The 24799-nt window shown below is 41.9% G+C and carries 27 protein-coding genes and 2 other annotated features; of the genes, 26 read left to right on the forward strand and 1 reads right to left on the reverse strand.

The features are described from left to right. The first annotated feature begins 138 nt into the window (after nucleotides 1-138). From ACQYAD_RS15350 to ACQYAD_RS15465, 24 genes are all read left to right on the forward strand, one after another. Entirely contained in the window at nucleotides 139-531 is a 393-nt protein-coding gene (locus tag ACQYAD_RS15350; RefSeq protein ID WP_430239482.1) for a globin, read from the forward strand. A gap of 285 nt (nucleotides 532-816) precedes the next feature. Next, nucleotides 817-1161, forward strand: coding sequence for an AbrB/MazE/SpoVT family DNA-binding domain-containing protein (locus tag ACQYAD_RS15355; RefSeq protein WP_430239484.1), 345 nt, complete (start codon nucleotides 817-819; stop codon nucleotides 1159-1161). Continuing rightward, on the forward strand, nucleotides 1154-1498 hold the full coding sequence (locus tag ACQYAD_RS15360; RefSeq protein WP_430239486.1) for a type II toxin-antitoxin system RelE/ParE family toxin: 345 nt from the start codon (nucleotides 1154-1156) through the stop codon (nucleotides 1496-1498). Before ACQYAD_RS15355 ends, ACQYAD_RS15360 begins: the two co-directional genes overlap by 8 nt. A gap of 581 nt (nucleotides 1499-2079) precedes the next feature. Then, complete coding sequence (gene polA / locus ACQYAD_RS15365; RefSeq protein ID WP_430239487.1) at nucleotides 2080-4716, forward strand: DNA polymerase I; 2637 nt, start codon at nucleotides 2080-2082, stop codon at nucleotides 4714-4716. Nucleotides 4717-4733: 17 nt separating this feature from the next. Next, entirely contained in the window at nucleotides 4734-5558 is an 825-nt protein-coding gene (mutM, locus tag ACQYAD_RS15370) for a DNA-formamidopyrimidine glycosylase (RefSeq protein WP_430239488.1), read from the forward strand. Nucleotides 5559-5725: 167 nt separating this feature from the next. Then, the gene (gene nagA / locus ACQYAD_RS15375) at nucleotides 5726-6916 is read left to right on the forward strand and encodes an N-acetylglucosamine-6-phosphate deacetylase (RefSeq protein WP_430239490.1); all 1191 of its coding nucleotides are present in this window, start codon (nucleotides 5726-5728) and stop codon (nucleotides 6914-6916) included. Nucleotides 6917-6919: 3 nt separating this feature from the next. Next, nucleotides 6920-7663, forward strand: a complete 744-nt coding sequence (gene nagB, locus ACQYAD_RS15380) for a glucosamine-6-phosphate deaminase (RefSeq protein WP_430239492.1) — start codon at nucleotides 6920-6922, stop codon at nucleotides 7661-7663. A gap of 54 nt (nucleotides 7664-7717) precedes the next feature. Next, on the forward strand, nucleotides 7718-8440 hold the full coding sequence (locus tag ACQYAD_RS15385) for a GntR family transcriptional regulator (protein ID WP_430239493.1): 723 nt from the start codon (nucleotides 7718-7720) through the stop codon (nucleotides 8438-8440). 137 nt (nucleotides 8441-8577) lie between these two features. After that, nucleotides 8578-9210 (forward strand): sporulation membrane protein YtaF, encoded by a 633-nt coding sequence (gene ytaF, locus ACQYAD_RS15390; protein WP_430239999.1) that lies wholly within the window; start codon nucleotides 8578-8580, stop codon nucleotides 9208-9210. 22 nt (nucleotides 9211-9232) lie between these two features. Beyond that, a complete protein-coding gene (gene coaE, locus ACQYAD_RS15395; RefSeq protein WP_430239494.1) occupies nucleotides 9233-9838 on the forward strand; it encodes a dephospho-CoA kinase in 606 nt (201 codons plus the stop codon). 180 nt (nucleotides 9839-10018) lie between these two features. Beyond that, entirely contained in the window at nucleotides 10019-11050 is a 1032-nt protein-coding gene (locus ACQYAD_RS15400; protein ID WP_430239495.1) for a glyceraldehyde-3-phosphate dehydrogenase, read from the forward strand. Nucleotides 11051-11341: 291 nt separating this feature from the next. Continuing rightward, nucleotides 11342-11716 carry an adenosylmethionine decarboxylase gene (gene speD, locus ACQYAD_RS15405; RefSeq protein ID WP_430239496.1) on the forward strand — a complete coding sequence of 125 codons (375 nt, stop codon included), beginning with the start codon at nucleotides 11342-11344 and terminating at the stop codon, nucleotides 11714-11716. Between the two features lie 160 nt (nucleotides 11717-11876). Then, nucleotides 11877-12272, forward strand: a complete 396-nt coding sequence (locus ACQYAD_RS15410; protein WP_430239498.1) for a hypothetical protein — start codon at nucleotides 11877-11879, stop codon at nucleotides 12270-12272. A 236-nt stretch (nucleotides 12273-12508) separates the two neighbouring features. Continuing rightward, a complete protein-coding gene (nrdR, locus tag ACQYAD_RS15415; protein WP_430239499.1) occupies nucleotides 12509-12970 on the forward strand; it encodes a transcriptional regulator NrdR in 462 nt (153 codons plus the stop codon). 51 nt (nucleotides 12971-13021) lie between these two features. Further along, nucleotides 13022-14425, forward strand: coding sequence for a replication initiation and membrane attachment family protein (locus ACQYAD_RS15420; RefSeq protein ID WP_430239501.1), 1404 nt, complete (start codon nucleotides 13022-13024; stop codon nucleotides 14423-14425). Nucleotides 14426-14436: 11 nt separating this feature from the next. Next, nucleotides 14437-15366 (forward strand): primosomal protein DnaI, encoded by a 930-nt coding sequence (gene dnaI, locus ACQYAD_RS15425; RefSeq protein WP_430239503.1) that lies wholly within the window; start codon nucleotides 14437-14439, stop codon nucleotides 15364-15366. A 138-nt stretch (nucleotides 15367-15504) separates the two neighbouring features. Then, nucleotides 15505-16368 (forward strand): sporulation protein YtxC, encoded by an 864-nt coding sequence (ytxC, locus tag ACQYAD_RS15430; RefSeq protein ID WP_430239505.1) that lies wholly within the window; start codon nucleotides 15505-15507, stop codon nucleotides 16366-16368. Between the two features lie 377 nt (nucleotides 16369-16745). Then, nucleotides 16746-18680 (forward strand): threonine--tRNA ligase, encoded by a 1935-nt coding sequence (thrS, locus tag ACQYAD_RS15435; protein WP_430239506.1) that lies wholly within the window; start codon nucleotides 16746-16748, stop codon nucleotides 18678-18680. Between the two features lie 135 nt (nucleotides 18681-18815). Next, nucleotides 18816-18954 (forward strand) — a sequence feature (ribosomal protein L20 leader region). 136 nt (nucleotides 18955-19090) lie between these two features. Then, nucleotides 19091-19609 carry a translation initiation factor IF-3 gene (infC, locus tag ACQYAD_RS15440; RefSeq protein WP_430240001.1) on the forward strand — a complete coding sequence of 173 codons (519 nt, stop codon included), beginning with the start codon at nucleotides 19091-19093 and terminating at the stop codon, nucleotides 19607-19609. A 16-nt stretch (nucleotides 19610-19625) separates the two neighbouring features. Beyond that, complete coding sequence (gene rpmI / locus ACQYAD_RS15445; RefSeq protein ID WP_430239508.1) at nucleotides 19626-19826, forward strand: 50S ribosomal protein L35; 201 nt, start codon at nucleotides 19626-19628, stop codon at nucleotides 19824-19826. Nucleotides 19827-19861: 35 nt separating this feature from the next. Then, the gene (gene rplT, locus ACQYAD_RS15450; protein ID WP_430239509.1) at nucleotides 19862-20221 is read left to right on the forward strand and encodes a 50S ribosomal protein L20; all 360 of its coding nucleotides are present in this window, start codon (nucleotides 19862-19864) and stop codon (nucleotides 20219-20221) included. 65 nt (nucleotides 20222-20286) lie between these two features. Next, entirely contained in the window at nucleotides 20287-20553 is a 267-nt protein-coding gene (locus ACQYAD_RS15455) for a DUF1294 domain-containing protein (protein WP_430239511.1), read from the forward strand. Nucleotides 20554-20615: 62 nt separating this feature from the next. Then, the gene (locus tag ACQYAD_RS15460; protein ID WP_430239512.1) at nucleotides 20616-21107 is read left to right on the forward strand and encodes a dUTP diphosphatase; all 492 of its coding nucleotides are present in this window, start codon (nucleotides 20616-20618) and stop codon (nucleotides 21105-21107) included. A gap of 62 nt (nucleotides 21108-21169) precedes the next feature. Continuing rightward, a complete protein-coding gene (locus tag ACQYAD_RS15465; RefSeq protein ID WP_430239513.1) occupies nucleotides 21170-22255 on the forward strand; it encodes a M42 family metallopeptidase in 1086 nt (361 codons plus the stop codon). Between the two features lie 51 nt (nucleotides 22256-22306). On the opposite strand, the gene sspI is transcribed toward ACQYAD_RS15465, so the two are convergent. Beyond that, entirely contained in the window at nucleotides 22307-22516 is a 210-nt protein-coding gene (sspI, locus tag ACQYAD_RS15470; RefSeq protein WP_430239515.1) for a small acid-soluble spore protein SspI, read from the reverse strand. Nucleotides 22517-22635: 119 nt separating this feature from the next. Here sspI and ACQYAD_RS15475 point away from each other — a divergent pair, with 119 nt between their 5' ends. Together ACQYAD_RS15475 and pheS are read left to right on the forward strand one after the other, a co-directional pair. Continuing rightward, nucleotides 22636-23394 carry a TrmH family RNA methyltransferase gene (locus ACQYAD_RS15475; RefSeq protein WP_430239517.1) on the forward strand — a complete coding sequence of 253 codons (759 nt, stop codon included), beginning with the start codon at nucleotides 22636-22638 and terminating at the stop codon, nucleotides 23392-23394. Between the two features lie 33 nt (nucleotides 23395-23427). Further along, nucleotides 23428-23670, forward strand: a binding site (T-box leader). A 74-nt stretch (nucleotides 23671-23744) separates the two neighbouring features. Next, nucleotides 23745-24782, forward strand: coding sequence for a phenylalanine--tRNA ligase subunit alpha (gene pheS, locus ACQYAD_RS15480; protein WP_430239519.1), 1038 nt, complete (start codon nucleotides 23745-23747; stop codon nucleotides 24780-24782). The last annotated feature ends 17 nt before the right edge of the window (nucleotides 24783-24799 follow it).

Genomic DNA, 24799 nt, shown 5'->3' on the forward strand with positions numbered 1-24799 from the left:
AGAAAAAGGTGAAAGCCGACCCCGCTTTCGCCTTTTTCTTTTTTATGAATCGATTTTAATAATAATGTGACATAAATCACACTGTTACCGTTTTTTTATCTTTATGATAGAATGGAAAAAGCAAAGGTGGGTGGAAATATGGAATATAATTTTAAAACACTTTATGAGGAAATTGGCGGGCAAGAGACGATTGATCAGTTAGTAAATGCGTTCTATCCCCGTGTATATGCTGATAAGGATTTAAGCCCGCTATTTATTGGGGACATGGAGGAAATCAAGAGAAAGCAGCGAATGTTTTTATCGCAATTTCTGGGTGGTCCCGCGCTTTATAGCCAGGAATTTGGACCGCCTGCGATGCGAGTACGGCATTTGCCTTTTGAAATAACACCGAAAAGAGCCCAGTGCTGGCTAAACTGTATGAAAGAGGCGTTTCAAGAAGTCGGCATATATGAAACACCAGCAGGAAACGCTTTTTACGATCGATTAACACAAGTAGCTGGAATTATGGTGAATAGTCCAGACAATGAATAAAGAAAAGCCTTCCGGAAATAATAATCAAAGTTTTGTAATCAGTTTTTAAACACTCCAACAAAAAGCCTATTTATAGGCTTTTTGTTTTACCTCAGGCCGCAATAAGGAAATGTAAATAAACTTAATTCATTTTATGCAATAAGTTTAAGACAAAGGCCATTTGTGGTATGATGAAACCAAGAACAAAGAAAAAAGTTTCCAATAAACCAGAAATTTGTATAAATCTTAAAAGAGGAGGCATATACTATGGGGAACGTACTTGAGTCGGTAAAGGAGACAATACACATGGGAAAGCCTAAAAGGATTTCTGTGTCCAGCAAACGGCAAATCACCATTCCAAAAGAGTTTTATGAAGATTTAAAGATCGGTGAGGAGGTGCTGTGCCAAGTAGTGGACGGGGCATTGGTCATAAAGCCAGTGCAAGAGGAAGTGGATTTCAGTGAATTCATCCTGCGAGACTTAATCAATGAAGGATACCAAGGGGAAGAATTGCTTCGTGAGTTTACCCATCGGAAATCACAGATCAACCCTGCACTGGGACAGATGATTGCGGAAAGCCGTGACCACATAGTCTATTCCAATACAGATGACTTCTTTGATGAATTGAATGGCGAGGCAGAGGATGAATAGACAGGAACCTTTACATTTTGAAATATTGCCAGGAGCAAAATCCTTTTTTAAATCAATCAGGAAAGACAAATTGCTCCTTAAGAAATTCCAGGATGCAATCGAGGCACTCCGGCTGGATCCGACGCTGGGGGATTCGAAAAAAGGGGATTTATCCGGAGTTTCTTCCTTAGACATCCGGTATAACCGGACGAGCTATGAACTTGCGTATTTTGTGGAAGAACAGGAAAACGGGGATTTGCTATTAATCGTAATGGCTGGAACTCGGGAGAATTTTTATGATGAACTGAAAAAATACATCAAAACATCGGGAATCAAACAGCGGATCCGACGAAAATAAAATTTTAACAGGAGCAATCCGATAAGACTTGCTCTTGTTTTGTTCATTTGATTTATTTCATTTTCTTATAATGTCTTGTATTTGATAATTGAATTTTGAGCCGCTTGGAACTTTTGAACTGGAAAATCCACCATAAAGCTGTCAAAATGACAACTCCGACTATTAGGATTGCATATAATAATAGCATCAATCGCAAGCATCCTTCATATGAAACATCAAAACCTGTGAAATGCTGTACCTTATCCATAAGCACATGAAATTTTTCCTCTTTGAGTATCTACTATTGTTTAAAATATTGTCCGTCGTTTACAGATAAAATGAATCGTTTATCTGTTTTTATTTTACCATTTTTTCTTCTTCACACGTCTCACGTCTACTGTTCGTTTATTGCAAAACCTTCACCCATTCTGTTGGGATCCTTGAAAGTCAAATATTTAATTTTGATACTCCACCCATTTCAGTAATAGAGTACGAACCATCTTCCTGCGTACTTTTTCCTTTCTAATCAAAGGCATGGTAGAATGGGACATAGAATAACAATGATCAATTTTTCGGAATGGGGTCATTGAGGAGGAAATTGGATGGACAAGAAAAAGCTAGTCTTAATTGATGGCAATAGCATTGCTTACCGAGCGTTTTTTGCGCTTCCGCTTTTAAATAATCAAAAAGGGATTCATACGAATGCGATTTATGGGTTTACGATGATGCTGATGAAGGTGCTTGAGGAAGAGAAACCGACCCATCTGCTCGTCGCGTTTGATGCCGGCAAAACGACTTTTCGCCATCAAACGTTCAGCGAATATAAAGGGGGGCGGCAAAAAACACCGCCAGAGCTATCTGAGCAGTTCCCGTTTATTCGCGAATTATTGGATGCCTATCAAATTTCAAGATATGAACTTGACAACTATGAGGCCGATGATATTATCGGGACGCTTTCCTTATCAGCGGAAAAAGAGGGCTATGAAGTAAAAGTTATTTCTGGTGATAAAGATTTAACACAGCTGTCTTCTGATCACATTACGGTTGGAATCACCCGCAAAGGAATCACCGATATTGAAGAATACACCCCTGAACATATTAAAGAAAAATACGGACTCTCGCCACAGCAAATCATCGATATGAAAGGATTGATGGGAGATACGTCCGATAACATCCCAGGCGTTCCGGGGGTTGGTGAAAAAACGGCGATTAAATTGTTAAAAGAGTTTTCGAACGTAGAAAACTTGCTGAATTCAGTTGATCAAGTCAGCGGAAAAAAACTGCAGGAAAAACTGATAGAGTTTAAAGATCAAGCGATCATGAGCAAGGAACTTGCCACAATCGAACGCCAAGCGCCGGTTGAGATCGAGTTAAGCGAGCTGGAATATGAAGGCTTTGAACGGGAAAAAGTGCTTGCTCTTTTCAAAGAGCTCGGCTTTCAGTCACTGCTTGAAAAACTTGGGGACGAGCCGGAGACAGCTGAACCGGCAGAAATGGAGAATGTCGATGTTGTCATACCAGACGAGATTACCCCGGAAATTTTTGCTGCGGAAAATTATTTTTACGTGGAAATTTTAGATGACAATTATCATTATGCGGATATTATCGGTTTTTCAATTGTGAACAACAAGGGTCAGTTTTTTCTCCCAACGGAAATGGCGTTGCAGTCGGCGGCATTTAAAGAGTGGGCAGAAGATGAACAAATGAAAAAATGGGTGTATGATGCCAAGCGCTCGGAAGTAAGTTTAAGACGGCGTGGCATCCATTTACAGGGGATTGTTTTTGATGTGCTAATTGCTTCCTATATTATTGATCCTTCGGAAACCATTGAGGACTTTTTCTCTGTTGCCAAACGGTTCGGGTTTCAGAACATCCAGTCAGATGAGTCCTTTTATGGAAAAGGTGCGAAGCGGCATATCCCTCCAATTGACGAATTGGCTAAACATCTCGTGCGCAAAAGCCTGGCGATGGCAGAATTAAGTGAAAAACTGACAGATGATTTGGAGAAGAATGAACAATACCAGTTGTTTAAAGAACTGGAGATGCCGCTGTCGCTTATTTTGGCGGATATGGAGTCAACAGGGGTGAAAGTCGATGTTGATCGGCTTCATTCAATGGGACAAGAAATCAATGAAAAGCTGGTAAAAATCGAAAATGAAATTCACGAGCTGGCAGGCGAAAAATTTAATATCAACTCACCAAAGCAATTAGGCATCATTTTGTTTGAAAAATTAGGTCTGCCGCCTTTAAAGAAAACAAAGACCGGTTATTCCACTTCAGCTGACGTGCTGGAAAAGCTTGCACCCGATCATGAAATCATTGAGAAAATTCTTCAGTACCGGCAATTAGGGAAATTGCAATCCACTTATATTGAAGGGTTGTTGAAGGTGGTGGATCCGGAAACAGGTAAAGTGCATACACGCTTCAATCAGGCACTGACACAGACAGGTCGATTGAGTTCAACAGATCCGAATCTGCAAAACATTCCCATTCGCCTTGAGGAAGGGCGGAAAATCCGCCAGGCGTTTGTTCCATCTGAAGAAGGTTGGGTTATTTTTGCCGCGGATTATTCCCAAATTGAACTGCGCGTTCTAGCCCATATTGCTGAAGACGAGAAGTTGATCGAAGCATTCAAAGAGGGGATGGATATCCATAGGAAAACCGCGATGGACGTCTTTCATGTAAGCGCGGATGAAGTTACTTCCAATATGCGCCGCCAAGCAAAGGCGGTTAATTTTGGCATTGTTTACGGGATCAGTGATTATGGTCTTTCGCAAAATCTGGGGATTACAAGGAAAGAAGCAGGCAAATTTATCGACCGATACTTAGCCAGTTACCCGGGTGTTAAGGAATATATGGAAGATATTGTCCGTTTGACAAAACAAAACGGTTATGTGACGACATTGTTGCACCGCCGCCGGTATATTCCGGAAATTACAAGCCGCAATTTTAATGTTCGCAGTTTTGCGGAGCGAACGGCGATGAACACTCCAATCCAAGGCAGTGCTGCAGATATTATAAAAAAAGCGATGATTGATATGGCAGACGCTTTAAAAAACCGCCGTTTAAAAACACGCCTGCTGCTTCAAGTTCATGACGAGTTAATTTTTGAAGCACCAAAAGAGGAAATTGAAATTTTGAAAGAACTCGTGCCATCGGTAATGGAAAACGCGCTTGAGCTGCTTGTTCCGCTAAAGGTTGATTACGCGTACGGTCCAACTTGGTTTGACGCAAAATAAAAGAAAGAGGGGATATCATGCCAGAATTGCCAGAGGTCGAAACCGTCCGAAAAACATTGGAAAATCTGGTTCTTCATAAGCAAATAGAAGGTGTGTCGGTTTTTTGGCCGAAAATCATCAAGAATCCCCTGGAAATCAAACAGTTTACGGATGCTTTAAAAGGGGAAACGATTTTAGAAATTGGCAGAAGAGGAAAATTCCTACTAATTTATACGAATCGATTTGCACTTGTTTCCCATTTGCGAATGGAAGGCAGATATGGTGTGTATCATAAAGATGAACCATATGACAAGCATACCCACGTTCTCTTTCAGTTTACGGATAATTCGGAGCTCCGCTACCGCGATGTCCGGAAATTCGGGACGATGCATTTGTATAAAAAGGGGGAGGAATTTCAGAATCCTCCCTTAAGCGGACTTGGTCCGGAGCCTTTTGCAGAAGCGTTTACGAAAGAGTATTTGGGGAAGGTGCTTAAAAAAACAAGTCGAAAAATCAAACCGGCCTTATTGGATCAGAAACTCTTGGTCGGACTTGGTAACATTTATGTCGATGAAGCCCTTTTTCGCGCCGGAATTCATCCGGAAAGAATCGCTTCTACTCTAACTAAAAAAGAAGTTACTGCTCTTCATCATGAGATTGTTGCGACATTAATGGAAGCAGTGAAAATGGGAGGAAGTACGATTCGCTCATATGTGAATTCGCAAGGTGAGATGGGCATGTTTCAGCTTGAGTTGTATGCGTATGGCCGGAAAGGCGAACCATGCAAAAAATGTGGTACATCAATGGAAAAGATTGTAGTTGGCGGCAGAGGAACACATTTCTGTCCCAATTGCCAAAAATAAATGGAAACTCGCCAGCCGGCGGGTTTTCGTTAAAAAATAATTTTGACCAAGATCGTTGTTTACTGGCGATTGGATTGTTGATAAAGAGGTTGAATTTTTCAATGATCCATGTCAAAATTGGTATAGACAACTATACCCTATGAATAAACGGAAGGGAAGAAGGGCTAATGACTTTAAAAGCGGGAGCACTTTTGCTGAAAGGAATGTCGATTTTTACTGAAGAAGAAACGATTGAGACCGGGTATATAAAAATAAACAATCACAGAATCATCGAAATCGGTTCTGTGGACCAGCTTACAGAAATGAACGGTTTTGAAGTGATCAATGTCCCCGCAGATTACACCGCGGTGCCTGGATTTATTGATGTTCATATTCACGGTGTGAACGGGGCAGATGTGATGGATGCCACGCCGGAAGCACTCAATACAATGGCAATGACCCTACCGAAAGAAGGAACGACCAGTTTTCTGGCAACGACAATAACCCAGAATGAGGAAGCTATTGAAAGAGCATTGAAAAACGCTAGTCATTATATAATTAGCCAGCGCACAGCCGGAACAGCAGAGGTTTTAGGCATTCACTTGGAAGGCCCATTTGTGAACCCGAAAAGAGCAGGGGCACAGCCTGTTCAGTATATTGTTGACCCAAATCTTGAGCAATTTCAACAATGGCAGTCGATGGCCAATGACCAAATAAAATTGGTTACGTTAGCCCCTGAACAGCCGGGAGGATTGGAACTGGTTCGTTATTTGAAAAGGTATGGCATTATTGCTTCGATTGGGCATTCCGATGCTACGTTTGCAGAAGTGATGGCAGCGATTGATGCTGGAGTCAATCATGTCACACACCTTTTTAACCAAATGAGAGGCTTGCATCATCGCGAGCCGGGAGTTGTTGGCGCGGCCTTTTTAAAAGAAGAAGTAAAGGCAGAATTGATCGCAGATGGTGTTCATGTCCGTCCCGAAATGGTCGAATTAGCCTTTAAACTGAAACGGAAAGATGGATTAATTTTAATTACCGATTCGATGCGAGCGAAATGTCTGAAAAATGGTCATTATGATCTAGGCGGACAGGATGTTACTGTCCAGAATGGGAAAGCTGTTCTTGAAGACGGCACCCTTGCCGGCAGTATTTTAAGGCTGGGAGATGCTGTGAAAAATCTTCAGGCTTTTGCAGGGTGTTCTTTAAAAGATGCGATTGAAATGGCATCTGTCAACCCTGCGAAACAATTAAACCTTTATGACCGTAAAGGCAGTCTGTCGGTTGGAAAAGACGCAGATATCGTCCTTCTTAATCAGGAGTCGGAAGTTTGCATGACTTTCTGCCGGGGAAAGCTCGCCTTCAAGAGGGAGGAATAGGGAATGAAAATGATCGAGGTAAAAGATTACCAGCAAATGAGTCAAAAAGCTGCAGAATTGATTGTTGAAAAAGTTCGAAAAAACCCGGCGATTCATCTTGGGCTTGCTACTGGAGGAACACCGATTGGCACTTATGCCAATTTAATCGAAGACCACCGGAAGAATGGAACGTCATACCAGAAGGTAATCACGTTTAATCTTGATGAGTACATTGGCCTCAGTGGGAACAATCAGAACAGTTATCGATATTATATGGACAAACAATTATTCAATCATATTGATATTCAAAAAAGCAATACCCATATCCCGCACGGTGATGCGTTAGATACGGAGAAGGAGTGCCTTCGTTATGATCAGCTAATTGAAGGTGCAGGCGGTGTCGATTTACAAATACTCGGAATTGGCAGCAATGGCCATATCGGATTCAATGAACCAGGCACCCCATTTGAATCTACAACCCATATTGTTCAGTTGACGCCATCAACCATCATGGCAAATGCCCGTTATTTTGAAAAAATGGAGGAGGTACCCACCAAAGCGATTACGATGGGAATTTCAACGATTATGAAAAGCAAAGAAATTCTTCTGCTTGTTTCCGGTAAAGCAAAGAAAGTAGCATTAAAGCGGTTATTAGAGGGAGAGATCACAGAAAATTTTCCTGCTTCCGTGTTGAAAAAACATCCATATGTTACAATTATCGCAGATGAAGCGGCGATCGCTGATTTGAGGTTCGCAGTTATGGATTAAAAAGATTCATTTTGAATTCAAGGTCAAAAAGAAAGGATGCAGGTGAAAGAAAGAATGATTAATAAGAATTCGCCCATCCCTATTTATTATCAGCTTGAAGAGCACATTCGCGATTTAATCGAAAAAGGCGAATTACGGCCGGGAGATTCCCTTCCAGCGGAGAGAGAATATGCGGAAACATATCGGATCAGCCGAATGACGGTTCGTCAGGCGCTCACCAAATTGGTAAACGACGGCTATCTGTATCGTTTGCAAGGAAAAGGAACGTTTGTTGCTGAACGGAAAATTGAAAAAGCACTTCAAGGACTAACGAGTTTTACGCAAGATATGAAAGCAAGGGGGCTGGTGCCTGGAAGCCAGCTGCTTCACTTCGAAAGGGTTCCTGCTACAGATGTAATTGCCAAACAGCTAGCCATCCAAGAAAAGCGTCCAGTATATGAAATTAAGCGGATCCGGCTTGCGGATAAGGTTCCGATGGCACTTGAAACAACCTATATTTCTGCAGATCTTATAAAAGGATTAACTGAAAAGATCGCGAATCAATCTTTGTATGCCTATATGGAAGAACAGTTAAACCTAAGGATTGACCATGCTTCTCAAGTGATTGAGTCTTCGATTGCCACACAAAACGAAGCCGATTATTTGGAAATAAAAAGCGGTGCTCCGGTTATGCGGATTCAGCGGAATACCTATTTACAGGATGAAACACCCGTTGAATTTGCAAAATCGGTTTTTCGGGCTGATCGTTATAAATTTGTTGTTCAAATTAAACGGTAGAACAGGTTTTGTCCTAAATAGGGCGGTTGTAACGTTTTAATGCTGATAAAGAATGGTGCAAAAATTGCCAATAACAATGGATAGGCTCCTCCCATATACTATCGTAGTGATTTGACAGGGAGGAGCTCTATCCAATGATGCAATTCTTTTCCTTACTCTTACTTGCTTTTGCGCTGAGTCTTGACAGCTTTAGCGTAGGTTTCACCTATGGCTTGCGCAAAATGGTGATGCCGTTTAAATCGGTTCTCATTATCGCAAGCTGTTCTACCATTTCAATGCTGCTAGCTGTTTCGATTGGCCATGGGCTTGCAAAAATTCTTTCCCCTCATATCACCGCCAGCATTGGCGGAGTGATTTTGATGGTTTTAGGCGCAGGAGTGATTATACAATTTTTCCGGCCTGAAAAAGAAAAAGATTTGTTAAAACATGAAAAAACGATTGTGAATTTTGAAATCCGCTCGCTTGGCTTGGTCATAAACATCTTAAAGAAACCGATGTCGGCAGATTTTGACCAGTCCGGAACCATTACTGGAATTGAAGCGTTGATGCTTGGTTTCGCTTTGTCGCTTGACTCATTTGGTGCCGGAATTGGTGCAGCGATGCTGGGCTTTTCCCCGATTTACTTGGCATTGGCTGTTGCTGTCATGAGCTCGTTATTTGTTCTTCTTGGGATAAAAAGCGGTACTTTGTTGTACCGGTTTGAATGGATTCAAAAATTTACCTTCTTGCCAGGAATTCTCTTAATTTTGATTGGAATTTGGAAATTATAACGATTGCAGAAAGGGTATGGGGATGACGTTAATTGTCGGGTTAACTGGCGGGATTGCCAGCGGAAAAAGTACAGTTTCCACAATGTTGAAAGAGATGAATATACCGGTAATCGATGCTGATGTGGAAGCGCGGCTTGCTGTCGGAAAAAATGAAGCAGCCTATAACCAAATTGTCGCAGAATTTGGAACCACTATTTTACTGCCTGATGGTGAAATTGACCGTTCAAAATTGGGGGCAATTGTTTTTCATAACGAGCAAAAACGGCAGCGGCTGAATCAAATCGTTCATCCAGAAGTGCGAAGGAGGATGACTGAGAAGAAGGAAGCGGCGATAAAGCGGGGTGAAGAAATCGTTGTCCTTGATATCCCGTTACTATTCGAAAGTAAATTAACCTATATGGTAGATAAAACGATTCTGGTCTATGTTGATCCAAAAGTTCAATTACAACGGTTAATGCAGCGAAATCAGTTCAGTGTTGAAGAGGCCAAAGCACGGATCAATGCGCAAATGCCTCTTCGTGAAAAGAAGAAATTAGCAGATGTGCGTCTCGATAACAATGGTTCCATAACCGAAACGAAAAGACAGCTTGAAGAAATTCTAAGTCGATGGGGACTAACACTTAAATAACAATTCAAGAAGGGCATTCCCCTTCTTTTTTTTTTTTTGTAAAAAAGGTTTGCATGCCGGCAAAGTGAAAAACATTTTTAAAATTCTCCAGTTTATTGATCACAAATAATTTTAAATATGTTATACTAATTAAAACAAAGGAGATCAAAAGTATAACATTAATGTGGAAGGAGCCATCCTATGAAGGCGAAAGTTGCAATTAATGGTTTTGGGAGAATTGGAAGAATGGTTTTTCGAAAGGCGATTGTCGAGGATCAATTGGAAATTGTGGCGATTAATGCAAGTTATCCGGCTGCAACCTTGGCCCATTTAATAAAATATGATACGGTTCATGGATCATTTAGAGGAGAAGTTATTGCGCTTGACGATGAATTGATTGTCAATGGCAAGCGGGTCAAACTGCTAAACAATCGAAATCCAAAGGAACTCCCATGGGAAGAACTGAAGGTTGATATTGTAATTGAGGCGACAGGAAAGTTTAATTCACGTGAAAAGGCAAGTCTGCATCTCGAAGCAGGAGCGAAAAAAGTGATTTTAACAGCCCCCGGAAAAAATGAGGACGTTACCATTGTAATGGGGGTAAATGAAGAGATGCTTGACTTGGAACAACATCAAATTATTTCCAACGCATCTTGTACAACCAATTGTCTGGCACCGGTCGTTAAAGTGCTGGAAGAACGGTTTGGAATTGAAAACGGTTTAATGACGACTGTTCATGCCTATACGAACGACCAGCGAAATATCGATAATCCGCACAAAGATTTGCGCAGAGCCCGGGCGTGTGCGCAATCGATTATTCCAACAACAACGGGTGCTGCCAAAGCCTTGGCACTTGTTTTGCCGCAATTAAAAGGAAAAATCCATGGCATGGCCTTAAGGGTTCCGACACCGAATGTTTCATTGGTGGATCTGGTCGTTGATTTAAAGACAGATGTCACTGCAGATGAAGTCAATGCCGCGTTTATTGAAGCTTCAAGGGGTTCACTAAGAGGAATTCTTGGATTCACAATGGAGCCTTTGGTTTCAGTCGATTTCAATACAAATGACCATTCTGCTATTATCGATGGTCTTTCGACAATGGTCATGGGAACAAATAAAGTGAAAGTGCTTGCTTGGTATGACAATGAGTGGGGTTATTCTTCAAGAGTGGTTGACCTGGCACACTATGTTGCCGCCGAATTAGTAAAACCTTCACATGTGAAAGTAGGATGAAGTGAGGCCTCAATCAGTGGGGGGCATACGATTCGCCCGCTCATGCTTGATGAAGAGTGCTGTCTTTTGACAGCGCTCTTTGTTTTTGGTCTAAAAAATTTAGTTTGATAGGTTGCAAAAAAAATATAAACCAAGTATACTAGTCATCGTGAACTTCTTGAAATTAGGGAGCGATTCACTACTTAAAGGGTTAGGACCTCTTTGGACTAACTTTCCCCCGTGGTAGTGACCAACTTACCGTCAACAGACGATTTCAAGAATGCAGCGAAATTCCTGAAGGGGGAAATGAATATGGAAACAATGGGACGGCACGTAATCTCTGAGTTGTGGGGTTGCGATTTTGAAAAGCTGAATGATATGGAGTTTATTGAGCAAACTTTCGTTGAAGCTGCTCTTAAATCAGGTGCTGAAATTCGCGAGGTTGCGTTTCATAAGTTTGCGCCACAAGGTGTTAGCGGGGTTGTAATTATTTCAGAATCACATTTGACGATTCACAGCTTTCCTGAACATGGATATGCCAGCATTGATGTGTATACGTGCGGTGATTTAAATCCGAATATTGCGGCTGATTTTATTGCTGAAGCTTTGGGAGCTGAAACGCGTGAGAACATTGAAATTCCACGCGGCATGGGACCTGTCGAAGTAAAGCAGGCTAAAGTTCTTTAATTCTTAATACAAAATGAAAATTCCGGGGATGTAGCGATACATCCTTTTTTTAATGCTTGAAGTTAATGAAGACCGTTTTGGCTGCCCAAGGCGATAATGCTTTTGTTCTTTTTACATATTTGTCGTAAACTAATAGAAAGATGATAAATGGAGGATTGCTATGGCTATTTCAGATTTATTCCTGCGTTTTAAAAAGCAAGTCGAGACGTCGGATCATCAGCGCGATGAGGGGCTGCGCACCCATTATTACAAAACAAATTTCAATCAGATGTTTCAATCAATCGAAGAACTTTTCCGCAAAGATGCGGACTGCCGCATTACAACAGTTTCAAAAGAACATGGAGAAATAGCGGTTGAAATCAGCAAGCCATTCCCGTGTTTTCTTGTCGCCACGGTCATTTCACCAAGACCGTTGGAAACATCGGTCGATTTTACCCTATCTACCGAGCGGTTTTCAGTTTTTGGAACTTATCCATTGTTAAAACGAAGAATCACCACCTACTATGATCGCCTAAATAAGCTTCATACGTATCTCGGCACTGGAAAAAACGCCTAACATACCGGCAGTTTTCAGCAAGCTGACAAAACTTCTGCCAATGGCCATGCTTGTATTCGCCAATCGTTTTTTATAAACTATTCATAGAGGTAATTTTTAAAAAAATTCCCTAAAAGGGATGAAGTTATCGTCGGAAACCAATTATTTTACAAGTTAGAAATCCGTCACAGCCTCTTTTTCTATGGAATGATGCAGAAGTATGGCGCAGGCGCTTGCATATGGGAGTTGATTGTGTTATGAAATGCCCTTCATGTCAAAATTATGGTACTCGTGTGCTTGATTCCCGGCCAGTTGATGAGGGGCGGGCAACGAGACGAAGACGCGAATGTGAACAATGCGGCTACCGGTTTACGACATTTGAAAAAATTGAAGATATTCCGCTGATTGTCGTTAAAAAAGAAGGAACCCGCGAAGAATTTAGCCGCGATAAAATTTTGCGCGGTCTAATAAAAGCCTGTGAAAAGCGGCCGGTTGCTTTGAGAGAACTAGAGGACATTACCCATGAGGTTGAAAAGGAACTTCGCAGCCAAGGGGTTTCCGAAGTGAAGAGCGAAGACATCGGGGAAATGGTGATGGACAGGCTTGCCCGGGTCGACGAGGTCGCATATGTAAGATTTGCATCGGTTTACCGTCAATTTAAAGATATAAATGTCTTTATCGAAGAATTAAAAGAATTAATAAAAAAAGAGAAATCATAAGGGGCTAAAGAAATCTTTGGCTCCTTTGCTCATAAAGAGAGGTAGAAGGTTATGGGGCAGCATTGGCAGGAAATCTTACCAATTGACCGGTATACGGTCGCCGCAAATGGTTTGCTGCATGAATATGACCGCAAAGTGCTGACTTTTTTATACCAGCCATTGGTTGGCCCTGTTTGCATTAGTTTGTATATCACCCTTTGGGCGGAATTGGAAGAAAATCGCTTATGGTCAAATTCCTCTTCGCATCACCTTTTGATGAACGTATTGAACTTAAATTTAAAAGAGATCTATGAAGCGCGGTTAAAACTGGAAGGGATCGGATTGGTAAAGACGTTTGTAAAAAATGAAGAAGAACGGTCTTTTATTTATGAATTGCAGCCGCCCTTAACCCCTGAGCAATTTTTCCTTGATGGAATGTTAAACATTTTTCTATATCGGAAAATAGGCAAAAACCACTTTGCCCGCTTGAAGCGTTTTTTTAGCGATCAAATTCGGGATCAGGACGGCTTTCAGGAAGTAACGAAAGCGTTTCAGGATGTGTTTGAATCTGCGACGCCCGGAAGCCTTCACTATTTGCAAGACAGAGCCGCTGATTTAGAGGCGGAGGCGGGACAGGGATTTATCGGTCGTTCCGAACCATCTGCCGTACAACTTGGGGCTGGAACGTTTGATTTCGATTTGCTCGAAGCCGGGTTAAACGAAGCGCTTATTCCAAAAAAAGCGTTAACCAGCAAGGTAAAGGATGCGATAAACAACCTTGCATTTCTTTATAAAATTGATCCCATTCAAATGAAAAACATTTTGTTGAGCGCGGTAAATGAAGATAATGAAATTGATATTGAAGAATTGCGAAAAGCCGCTCGTGATTGGTATCAATTTTTGCATGAGGATCAGCTCCCAAGTCTTGTCGAACGCATCCAGCCTATTGCCCACCGCACCCAGCACGATGAACCAAAGTCACAAGAAGAAAAATTAATCCGCTATTTGGAAACAACCTCACCACTTCAAGTGTTGAAAGATGTATCGGGCGGAGCGGAACCATCGCCATCCGATATTCAAATTATTGAAGACGTCTTGTTTAAGCAAAAATTATTCCCTGGAGTTGTTAATGTGCTGATCCAATTTGTGATGCTGCGGACGGATATGAAGCTAACAAAAGGGTATGTCCAAAAGATTGCGAGTCACTGGTCAAGAAAGCAGATTAAAACGGTAAAAGATGCAATGAATTTGGCGAAGAGCGAGCATCGTACCTATCTGGAATGGAGCAGCGGCAAAAAAAGCGGAAGCCCGGCAAAACAAAAGCCGATTCGAACGGAATTTCTTCCAGATTGGTTTGAGGAAGAGGGCACACCGGCTTCGAAAAAAGCCGAAAACCCGGATGGAGGCAGTTCAACGGTTGATCTTGAGACTAAAAAGCGGGAAATTGAAGAGAAATTAAAGGCGTTTCGAAAATAGGCGGTGAAAGTATGGAAAAAATCAATCAAACATTAAAACGGCTGGCGTCAAGTGAAAATTTTCAAAAACGGTATGTGCAAATGCGAAGCGCAACATTAAACCATCCGGAAATTAAAGCTTTTTTAGCAGAGCACCGGGATGTGTTAACGAATGACATCGTCGAAAAAAGTATCGGAAAACTTTTTGAATACATTGATCAAAGCAGGGAGTGCAATCGCTGCCCAAGCCTTGAGGGCTGTATCAATATGATGAAAGGCTATCAGCCGAGGCTGGTTTTAACAAGAAATGCAATTGACCTTCATTATGAGCGTTGTCCGAGGAAAATAATGGATGATGAAAAGCGGAAAAATGAGCGATTGATCAAAAGCCTGCATGTCCCAAAAGATATTCTGCATGCTTCATTTGATGATTATGAAAAAGATTTTGGCCGCCTTGATGCGATTGATAAAGCTGCATCATTTTTAATGAACTATGAGCAAAAGAAAACGCACAAGGGGCTGTATCTTTACGGTAAGTTTGGCGTAGGAAAGTCATATTTACTTGGAGCGATCGCCAATGAGCTTGCGAAAAAGAAAATTTCCTCTATGATTGTTTATGTTCCTGAACTGTTACGAGAAATTAAAAGCTCAATCGGCGACTCCAGTTTGAATGAAAAAATTGAAGTGCTGAAAAAGGAACCGATTTTGATGCTTGATGATATTGGAGCAGAGGCTGTTTCCAGCTGGACAAGGGATGAAGTGCTGGGACCGATCCTCCAGTACCGCATGCTTGAGAACTTGCCGACCTTTTTTACTTCAAATTTCGATTTTCAAGGGCTTGAGCATCATTTAACCTATAGTCAGCGCGGCGAGGAAGAAAAAGTAAAAGCGCGGAGAATTATGGAACGGATTCGCTATTTAAGCGAACCAGTCAAAATCGACGGACCCAATCGTCGGGTATAATGAACAAAAAACTGGCTCAATGAAGAACTGAGCCAGTTTTTTGTTTTTATTTGCAAACGCTCCCCCCCAAGTTACGTCTATTTTGGCCAAGTTCCCCATATACATGAATCAGAGACATGGCGATGAGGGGGGATTTGGTTGGCAGAAATCATCTTCCAAAACAAGGATGATTCCGAAAAATTTTATCATCACTTGTTAAATGAATTGGGTTTTACTGTAAATGAATCGATAATTCTTCATAATGAAGATCGATATATAGTGAAAATAAGTGAACAACAGCTTTCGAAAAATCAAATGGAAAAAGTAAAGGCTGCCTTTTGTCAATTTATTTTGACAGCTAAGCGGGATGACTGGTTTCGCGCTATATTACAACAACGTTATTTCTATACTGATCCGTATGAAGTACAGCAAATCATGGAAATTGTTTATTCCATTCTTGCTGGGCAAAGGGAAGACTTAGCGGCGATTTTAAAGAGAACGATTGAGGATGAACAAATAAAAGAAGCAGTCGACCATGTTTTTCAGGAAAATATTTCGCTCCAATTTGAATCGTTCAGCAAATTTCGCCTCCGCACCTATTTTGATATTCTGGAAAACTATGTGGGAATCTCGATTGATGAATACAAAATGGAGCAGGAGTACCAAATGTTTGTTCAAACGCTAAGAGATTTTTTAAAAAACCGCCAGGCGCAAATTCCGGTGCTGCATTTGTTTTTTGACGAAGAAATTATGTTCTTTCATGCCGATTTTACAGAAATAAAGCGGGCGGAGTTGGTTAAAATGATTGACCGGAAATTGCTTTTTAACCATCCTGTTTACATTGATTCCGCCTCGATTGCACCGCTGCTTTCGATTGCACCGGCAAAGATTTTCTTTTATGTAAAAGATCCTGAAGCACCGCTTGTCCGGACAATAAAAAATATCTTCGAAGAAAGAGTGATTCTCAAGCCATTGCAAGCTTTTGCAAAAAAAGATTTTGCGGCAAGAATGGATCAAAGCTGACCGAAAAGAGATTGCGTAAAATTTATCTGTCGATCTCTTGATTTTTCAAAATAGAATCACTATAATTGCATACATAATCGAATTCATGCAATAAGTAATGAGAAGGACAACAGTATTCTTTTACGGTTTTTAGAGAGGGGAGCCTCGGCTGCAAGCTTCCTAACACGAATCGAATGCTTACCGCCTTTAAACTTCAGCTGTGAACTCCTGGGAAGAGGATCGTAATAGCTGACGGCCAAGACCGTTATGTTTCAAAGAGCCATTGGAAGGCGTAAAGCTGAAGATGGAAATTTGGGTGGAACCACGTGTAAACAAACTCGTCCCTTTTGCTGGGGCGGGTTTTTTGTTTTGTATAAAAAATTTAAGGAGGAATACCCATGTCAGACGTTGTAAAAATTTCGTTTCCCGATGGAGCAGTAAAGGAGTTTCTAAGGGGAACAACAACGGAAGATATCGCGGCATCAATCAGCCTCGGGCTGAAAAAGAAAGCAATCGCCGGCAAATGGAACGGCCAAATGGTTGATCTTCGCCGGCCATTGCCTGGTGATGGAGCGATTGAAATTATTACACCGGATTCGTCGGAGGCACTCGAAGTGCTGCGCCACAGCACTGCACACTTAATGGCCCAAGCGATCAAAAGGCTGTATCCGAATGTGAAGCTTGGCGTCGGTCCTGTGATTGAAAACGGTTTTTATTATGATGTCGATCTGGAAGAATCAATTACACCGGAAGATCTTCCGAAAATCGAAAAGGAAATGGCGAAAATCGTCAATGAAAACCTTGATGTGGTTCGCAAGGAAGTCAGCCGCGATGAAGCTGTTCAAATCTACAAAGAAGTTGGTGATGAGTACAAGCTCGAATTAATCGAAGCGATTCCGGCTGATGAAACGGTAACGATTTATGAGCAAGGGGAGTTCTTTGATCTTTGCCGCGGCGTACATGTGCCATCCACGGGAAAAATCAAGGAATTTAAGCTTTTGAGCATTGCGGGTGCATACTGGCGCGGCAACAGCGACAATAAAATGCTGCAACGCATCTATGGTACAGCTTTTTTCAAAAAAGAGGATCTGGCCGAACATCTTCGTTTTCTGGAAGAAGCAAAAGAGCGCGATCACCGCAAGATTGGCAAGGAGTTAAACCTGTTCACTACATCGCAAAAGGTGGGACAAGGACTGCCGCTTTGGCTTCCTAAGGGCGCGACAATAAGAAGAATTATCGAACGCTATATTGTTGATAAGGAACAGCGCCTCGGCTATGACCATGTGTATACACCAATTATGGGCAGTGTCGATCTTTACAAAACTTCCGGGCACTGGGATCACTATCAGGAAGATATGTTCCCGGTAATGGAAATGGACAATGAGCAGCTCGTTCTCCGGCCAATGAACTGCCCGCATCATATGATGGTATACAAAAACAGCATTCACAGCTACCGTGAACTTCCCATCCGGATTGCCGAGCTTGGACTGATGCACCGCTATGAAATGTCCGGGGCACTTTCGGGGCTGCAGCGTGTTCGCGGTATGACGCTCAATGATGCCCATATTTTTGTCCGTCCGGATCAAATTAAAGATGAATTCCAGCGCGTTGTCCGCCTGATTTTGGACGTCTACAAAGACTTTGCTATTACGGACTATTCCTTCCGGCTCTCCTACCGTGATCCGGAAGATAAAGCGAAGTATTTTGATGACGATGCAATGTGGGAAAAAGCGCAAAGCATGCTGAAGGAAGCGATGGATGATCTTGGTCTCGATTATTTTGAAGCGGAAGGCGAAGCGGCTTTCTATGGACCGAAACTGGATGTTCAAGTCAGAACAGCTCTTGGAAAAGACGAAACGCTATCAACTGTACAGCTTGACTTCTTGTTGCCGGAACGCTTCGACTTAACTTATGTTGGCGAAGACGGCAAACAGCACCGCCCTGTCGTCGTCCATCGCGGAGTCGTTTCGACAATGGAGCGCTTTGTCGCTTATCTGATTGAAGAATACAAAGGCGCGTTCCCAACATGGCTTGCACCGGTTCAAGTTCAAGTGATTCCGGTATCTCCTGAAATCCATTATGAATATGCGAAAAAAATTCAAGAGCAGCTTAAAGCGGAGGGATTCCGGGTTGAACTGGATGGCCGCGATGAGAAATTGGGGTATAAAATCCGTGAAGCCCAAATGCAGAAGATTCCGTATATGCTTGTCGTCGGGGATAAGGAAGCAGCAGAAAATGGCGTAAACGTCCGTAAATATGGTGAGCAAAAGTCAGAAACAGTGCCATTTGCAGACTTTTTGGCCGTGATTCAAAACGAAGTAAAAAAAGATTGATTTTAAAAAATTGTTGAAACCTATTGAAATCATTCAGCAGTTTTGTTAAAATGATTTTCGTTGTGATAAAAAGCTGAATTGACATGGCAGCTTAGAATGTGCTATAGTTACTAAGGTAAATAGAATACGAATGGTTGGGAAAAGAAGAAGCACCCGCTTCTCACCTGATTGACGCAGCAATGGGCAGTTGGCAGGTTCTACGTGAACAGAATTTCTTTGCATGAAGATGTTTCGTAAAAGTGTGGGTGTTTTGCATCCACACTTTTTGTTTTGGTGCAGACTTAAAATGCAGACTTGCTGATTTGACTTGGGTGTCATTCGTTAAGGTCTGATTGGTTGTTTCTTCAATGTTCGAAGATACGTTTCTTGACCCAGATGTTGTATTCGTAATGAAACCTTGGAGGTGGCTAATTATTAGCAAAGATATGTTGTTAAACGAGGGCATTCGAGCTCGTGAAGTGCGGTTGATCGATCAAAACGGCGAGCAGCTTGGGATTAAGTCGAAAAATGAAGCGCTGGAAATTGCTGGCAGAGCCAATCTTGACTTAGTGCTTGTGGCGCCGAATGCAAAGCCTCCGGTAGCTCGAATTATGGATTATGGCAAATTTAAATTCGAGCAACAGAAGAAGGAAAAAGAGGCTCGTAAAAATCAAAAAATTATTAATGTGAAAGAAGTTCGTCTAAGTCCGACAATTGATGAGCATGACTTTAATACAAAGCTGCGCAATGCCATTAAATTCCTGGAAAAAGGCGATAAGGTAAAAGCCTCGATTCGCTTTAAAGGACGGGCCATTACCCATAAAGAAATCGGTCAAAAAGTGTTAGACCGTTTTGCTGAAGCGTGCAAGGAAGTTGCTGCAATTGAGTCACATCCAAAAATGGATGGCCGGAGCATGTTTCTCGTTTTAGCACCTAAAAACGACAAGTAACAGGGAGGAATTCCAAATGCCAAAAATGAAAACACACCGCGGTGCTGCAAAGCGCTTTAAGAAAACAGGTACTGGTCAGCTGAAACGTGACCACGCTTATACAAGCCACCTATTTGCAAACAAATCGACAAAAGCAAAGCGTAAGCTCCGCAAAGCAGCACTTGTTTCAAAAGGTGATTTCAAACGCATCCGTCAATTATTAGACAACATTAAGTAATCGAGAAGCGTCGATTCATACAGGAGGGAAATTAAATGCCACGTGTAAAAGGCGGTACAGTTACTCGCAAACGTCGTAAAAAAGTTCTTAAATTAGCAAAAGGTTATTTCGGTTCAAAACATACATTATATAAAGTTGCCAACCAGCAAGTGATGAAGTCTCTAATGTATGCATTCCGCGACCGTCGCCAGAAAAAACGCGACTTCCGCAAACTTTGGATTACTCGTATCAACGCAGCTGCACGCATAAACGGTCTTTCTTACAGCCGTTTAATGCATGGCTTAAAGCTTGCCGGCGTTGAAGTAAACCGCAAAATGCTTGCTGAACTCGCTGTAAGCGATGCTGCGGCATTCACAGAATTAGCAAACATTGCAAAACAGCAATTCAATAAATAAAATAGAAAAAGAGTCATTCTCATCATGAGGATGGCTTTTTGTGTAACAATGGGAGGAGAATGCAATTGAATACTTTGGTAGCCGCGGGGTACATGATCATGAATATCATCGGGCTGTATATAATGGCGGATGACAAAAAAAGAGCAAAAAACCATCAATACCGAATTCCGGAAAAAACCTTGTGGCTTGTGGCTTTAGTTGGTGGTGCAGTGGGCACAACGATCGGTATGAAGCTTTTCCGTCATAAAACGAAACATTTTTTATTTAAATTTGGTTTTCCACTGCTGGCGATGATTGAAATCATATTCATTATTTTCTTCTTTTTAAAATAACCTTTGTTTACTGAAAAAAGTTTCAATTTGAGATACTATTGCATCATGAAAGGATGATGAAAATGCGGCTGGAAAATTTATTTAAGATGCAAAAGGCACTTGACCGCTACATAGAGGAAAACCATGGTTTGCAAAACGAAGATTTATTTGATCGAAAAGTCCTTGCGCTCTTGGTAGAAATTGGCGAATTGGCAAACGAAACACGAAGCTTTAAATTTTGGAGTTTAAAACCTTCTTCTGAAAAACAAGTGATTTTAGAGGAATTTGTTGACGGCATTCATTTTATTCTCTCGCTCGGGTTAGAAAGCGGTTTTGACGAGCGGCTGATTGCAGTAGAGGAAAACCCATCTGCCGTCACGATAAATGAGCAATTTTTAAAAATCTATCGAAGTGTTTGCGATTTCCAAACTTCAAGGCGTTTAGAGGACTATAGGGCTGTGATTGAGTACTATCTCCAATTAGCAGTGCAGCTTGGTATAACGAACGAAGAAATCGAACAAGCATATATTCAAAAAAATGAAGTAAATTATAAAAGGCAAGAGAACAATTATTAGTAGAAAATTTGTACAGTTGTTATAATGAAAATGTACATATTATAAAAATAGGAGGTTAAATTTTGGCAAAATTAGATGAGACTTTAACCATGTTAAAAGACTTAACCGATGCAAAAGGAATTCCGGGGAATGAGCGTGAAGTGCGCGAAGTCATGAAAAAATACATAGAGCCATTTGCAGATGAAATCACCTATGATGGGCTAGGAAGCTTAATTGCCAAAAAAACCGGCAAAGAAGGCGGGCCAAAAATCATGGTTGCCGGACATCTTGATGAAGTTGGTTTTATGGTCACGCAAATTGATGAGAAAGGTTTCCTGCGCTTTCAGACTGTTGGCGGATGGTGGTCGCAGGTTATGCTTGCCCAGCGGGTGACGATTGTGACCCGAAAAGGGGATATTACCGGAATCATTGGTTCGAAGCCGCCGCATGTATTATCGCCGGAAGCACGCAAAAAACCAGTTGAAATAAAAGATATGTTTATTGATATCGGTGCCTCAAGCCGCGAAGAAGCGGAGCAATGGGGAGTGCGTCCTGGAGATATGGTAGTGCCGTATTTTGAATTTACTGTGATGAACAATGAGAAGATGTTGCTTGCGAAAGCATGGGATAACCGGATCGGCTGCGCCATTGCCATTGATGTCTTAAAGCAATTGAAAAATACAGATCATCCAAATGTTGTTTACGGCGTTGGCACGATTCAAGAAGAAGTAGGCCTGCGTGGAGCCCGCACCGCTACATCTGTCATTCAGCCGGATATCGGTTTTGCCGTTGATGTCGGTATTGCTGGCGATACGCCAGGAATCTCTGAAAAAGAAGCGCTTAGTAAGATGGGCAAAGGACCGCAAATTATTCTTTACGACGCATCGCTTGTTTCCCATAAGGGCTTGCGTGATTTTGTAACAGATGTTGCAGATGAAATGAATATACCTTACCAGTTCGATGCGATCGCTGGCGGCGGCACGGATGCCGGTTCGATCCATTTAACCCATAACGGCGTGCCAGCATTGGCGATCACAATTGCCACTCGCTATATCCATTCACATGCAGCGATGCTTCACCGCGATGACTACGAGAATGCCGTTAAGCTGATCGTCGAAGTCATTAAACGGCTTGATCAAGAAACAGTTGAGCAAATTACATTTGATTAAAAAAAATGCGGGTGCCAAATCTTCTTGGCACCCGCTTTCTATCAAATCCAATTATTTTTTTAATCCGCTTTCAAGCGTTTCGAGCATTTCATTCTTCTCTTGTTCGGAAGATTTTTTCCAAATCACTTCAAACAAGACTCCAAGACCCGGGAGCATTTTTTCTTCACCGGTTTGAATGGCGTCGACAATGGTGTCTTCCAACTGATCCTTTGTATTGCCGGAAACATTGTGGATAATGGCATTGCGCAAATTTAAATTCATTCCTGCACACTCCTTCATTAACTTTTCTTCGTTTAGCTTTTCACGTTATCGTTTTATTATGTATTTTAATTGCGCTATAATGAAAAAATTAGAAGAGTATAGGTAAAGGGGACAAACTATTGAAATCAATTCAATCTAGTAAAAATCCACAGGTGAAACAGTGGAAAAAGCTTTTAACCAAAAAAGAACGGGACAAAACAGGAACTTTTTTAATCGAAGGCTTTCATTTAGTTGAAGAAGCGTTGAAACAGCATGATTTTGTATTGGAATTGATTGTTTCGGAAACTGTGGAGTTGCCGCCGCGTTTGGATTATGGAACAGCCTCCATTACCTTTGTGACCGAAGAAATTTCCAAGCAACTATCCGACACGGAAGCACCGCAAGGAATTTATGCCGTCTGCAGACAGATGGAGCAGGCCTCATCGCTTCAGGATGCACGCAGTTTGCTGTTACTTGATGCCGTTCAAGATCCGGGGAACTTAGGAACAATAATCCGTACCGCCGATGCCGCCGGAATGGAGGCGGTGGTTGTTGGAAAAGGAAGCGTTGATCTATATAACCCGAAAGTGCTCCGTTCCGCGCAAGGAAGTCATTTTCATCTGCCGATCATAAGCGGGGATCTAACCGAATGGATCCCCCGGTTGAAGGAGAAAAAGATTCCGGTCTACGGTACGGCGCTTGAAAAGGCAACGGTTTATACAGAAATCAAACCGGTTAGCCAGTTTGCTCTCATTGTCGGCAATGAGGGAAATGGTGTAAGCGAGGAGATTCTTTCGCAAACAGATGCCAATCTCTACATTCCGATCTATGGAAAAAGCGAATCACTGAATGTAGCCGTTGCTGCGGGGATTTTGCTGTACTATTTGAAACATCATTGATTTTATTATATAATTATCAACAATTGAAAAATGACGAAAACGTTGACGGAGAAAAGTAGCTTGCAAATGAACCATTTAGGGAGAGAGTGCCGTGACTGAAAGCACTTTTATGGAGATGGCAAGAGAAGTTCACCTCCCGAGTAGGCATCGGGACCATTTCATAGATCGAAATGTAAAGATGCTCCGGCCAAAGCCGTTATCCCAATCAAGCGAACACAATTGCACGGCAACATGTGTTTACAAGGGTGGTACCGCGAATAAAACCTCGTCCCTTACCAGGGATGGGGTTTTTTTATGGGGAAAATACTTCGTTAACCAATCAAGTTTGATCAAATCAAGGAGGAATCAACATGCAAGAACGCTTACAGGAATTGCAGGCAGAAGCACTAAAGAAGATCGAGCAGTCAGCTAATGTAAAAGAATTAAATGAAGTCCGTGTTGCTTATCTTGGCAAAAAAGGACCCATTACTGAGGTTTTACGGGGAATGGGCAAATTATCGGCTGAAGAACGGCCGAAAATGGGTGCACTCGTTAACGAAGTCCGTGAGAAAATTTCTCAAAAAATTGAAGAGAAGCAAGCTGAACTGGAAGATGCAGCGGTTGCCGAAAAGCTGGCTTCCGAGACGATAGATGTTACCCTTCCAGGACGTCCTGTCAAGGTTGGGACCCATCATCCACTAACAAAAATGATCGAAGAAATCGAGGACCTTTTTATTGGTATGGGCTATCAAATTGCCGAAGGTCCTGAAGTTGAGCAGGATTACTACAACTTTGAAGCACTGAATTTGCCGAAAGGACATCCGGCCCGTGATATGCAGGATTCTTTTTACATTACCGAAGAAATACTGTTAAGAACCCATACTTCCCCTGTCCAAGCTCGAACAATGGAAGAAAATCAAAGCAAAGGCTCGATCCGGATTATCTGTCCAGGTAAAGTGTATCGTCGCGATAATGATGATGCGACACACTCACATCAATTTATGCAAATTGAAGGCCTTGTTGTTGGTGAAAACATTCGAATGAGTGACTTAAAGGGAACTCTCGAAGTTTTTGCCAAAAAAATATTTGGTGAGGATCGCGAAATTCGCCTCCGCCCGAGCTTTTTTCCATTTACAGAGCCATCCGTAGAAATGGATATTTCTTGCAAAATTTGCGGCGGAACAGGCTGCAATGTTTGCAAAGGAACCGGTTGGATTGAGATTCTTGGAGCCGGCATGGTTCATCCAAATGTTCTGCAAATGACTGGCTATGACCCGAAAAAATATACCGGATTTGCGTTCGGAATGGGGCCTGAGCGGATTGCCATGCTGAAATACGGAATCGATGACATCCGCCATTTTTACACAAATGATGTTCGGTTTTTAAAACAATTTGCAAAGCATGAATAATTGAGGGAGGAAAAAGG

It is taken from the genome of Neobacillus sp. SM06 (assembly GCF_050496765.1).
Lineage (GTDB): Bacteria > Bacillota > Bacilli > Bacillales > Cytobacillaceae > JAEVLT01.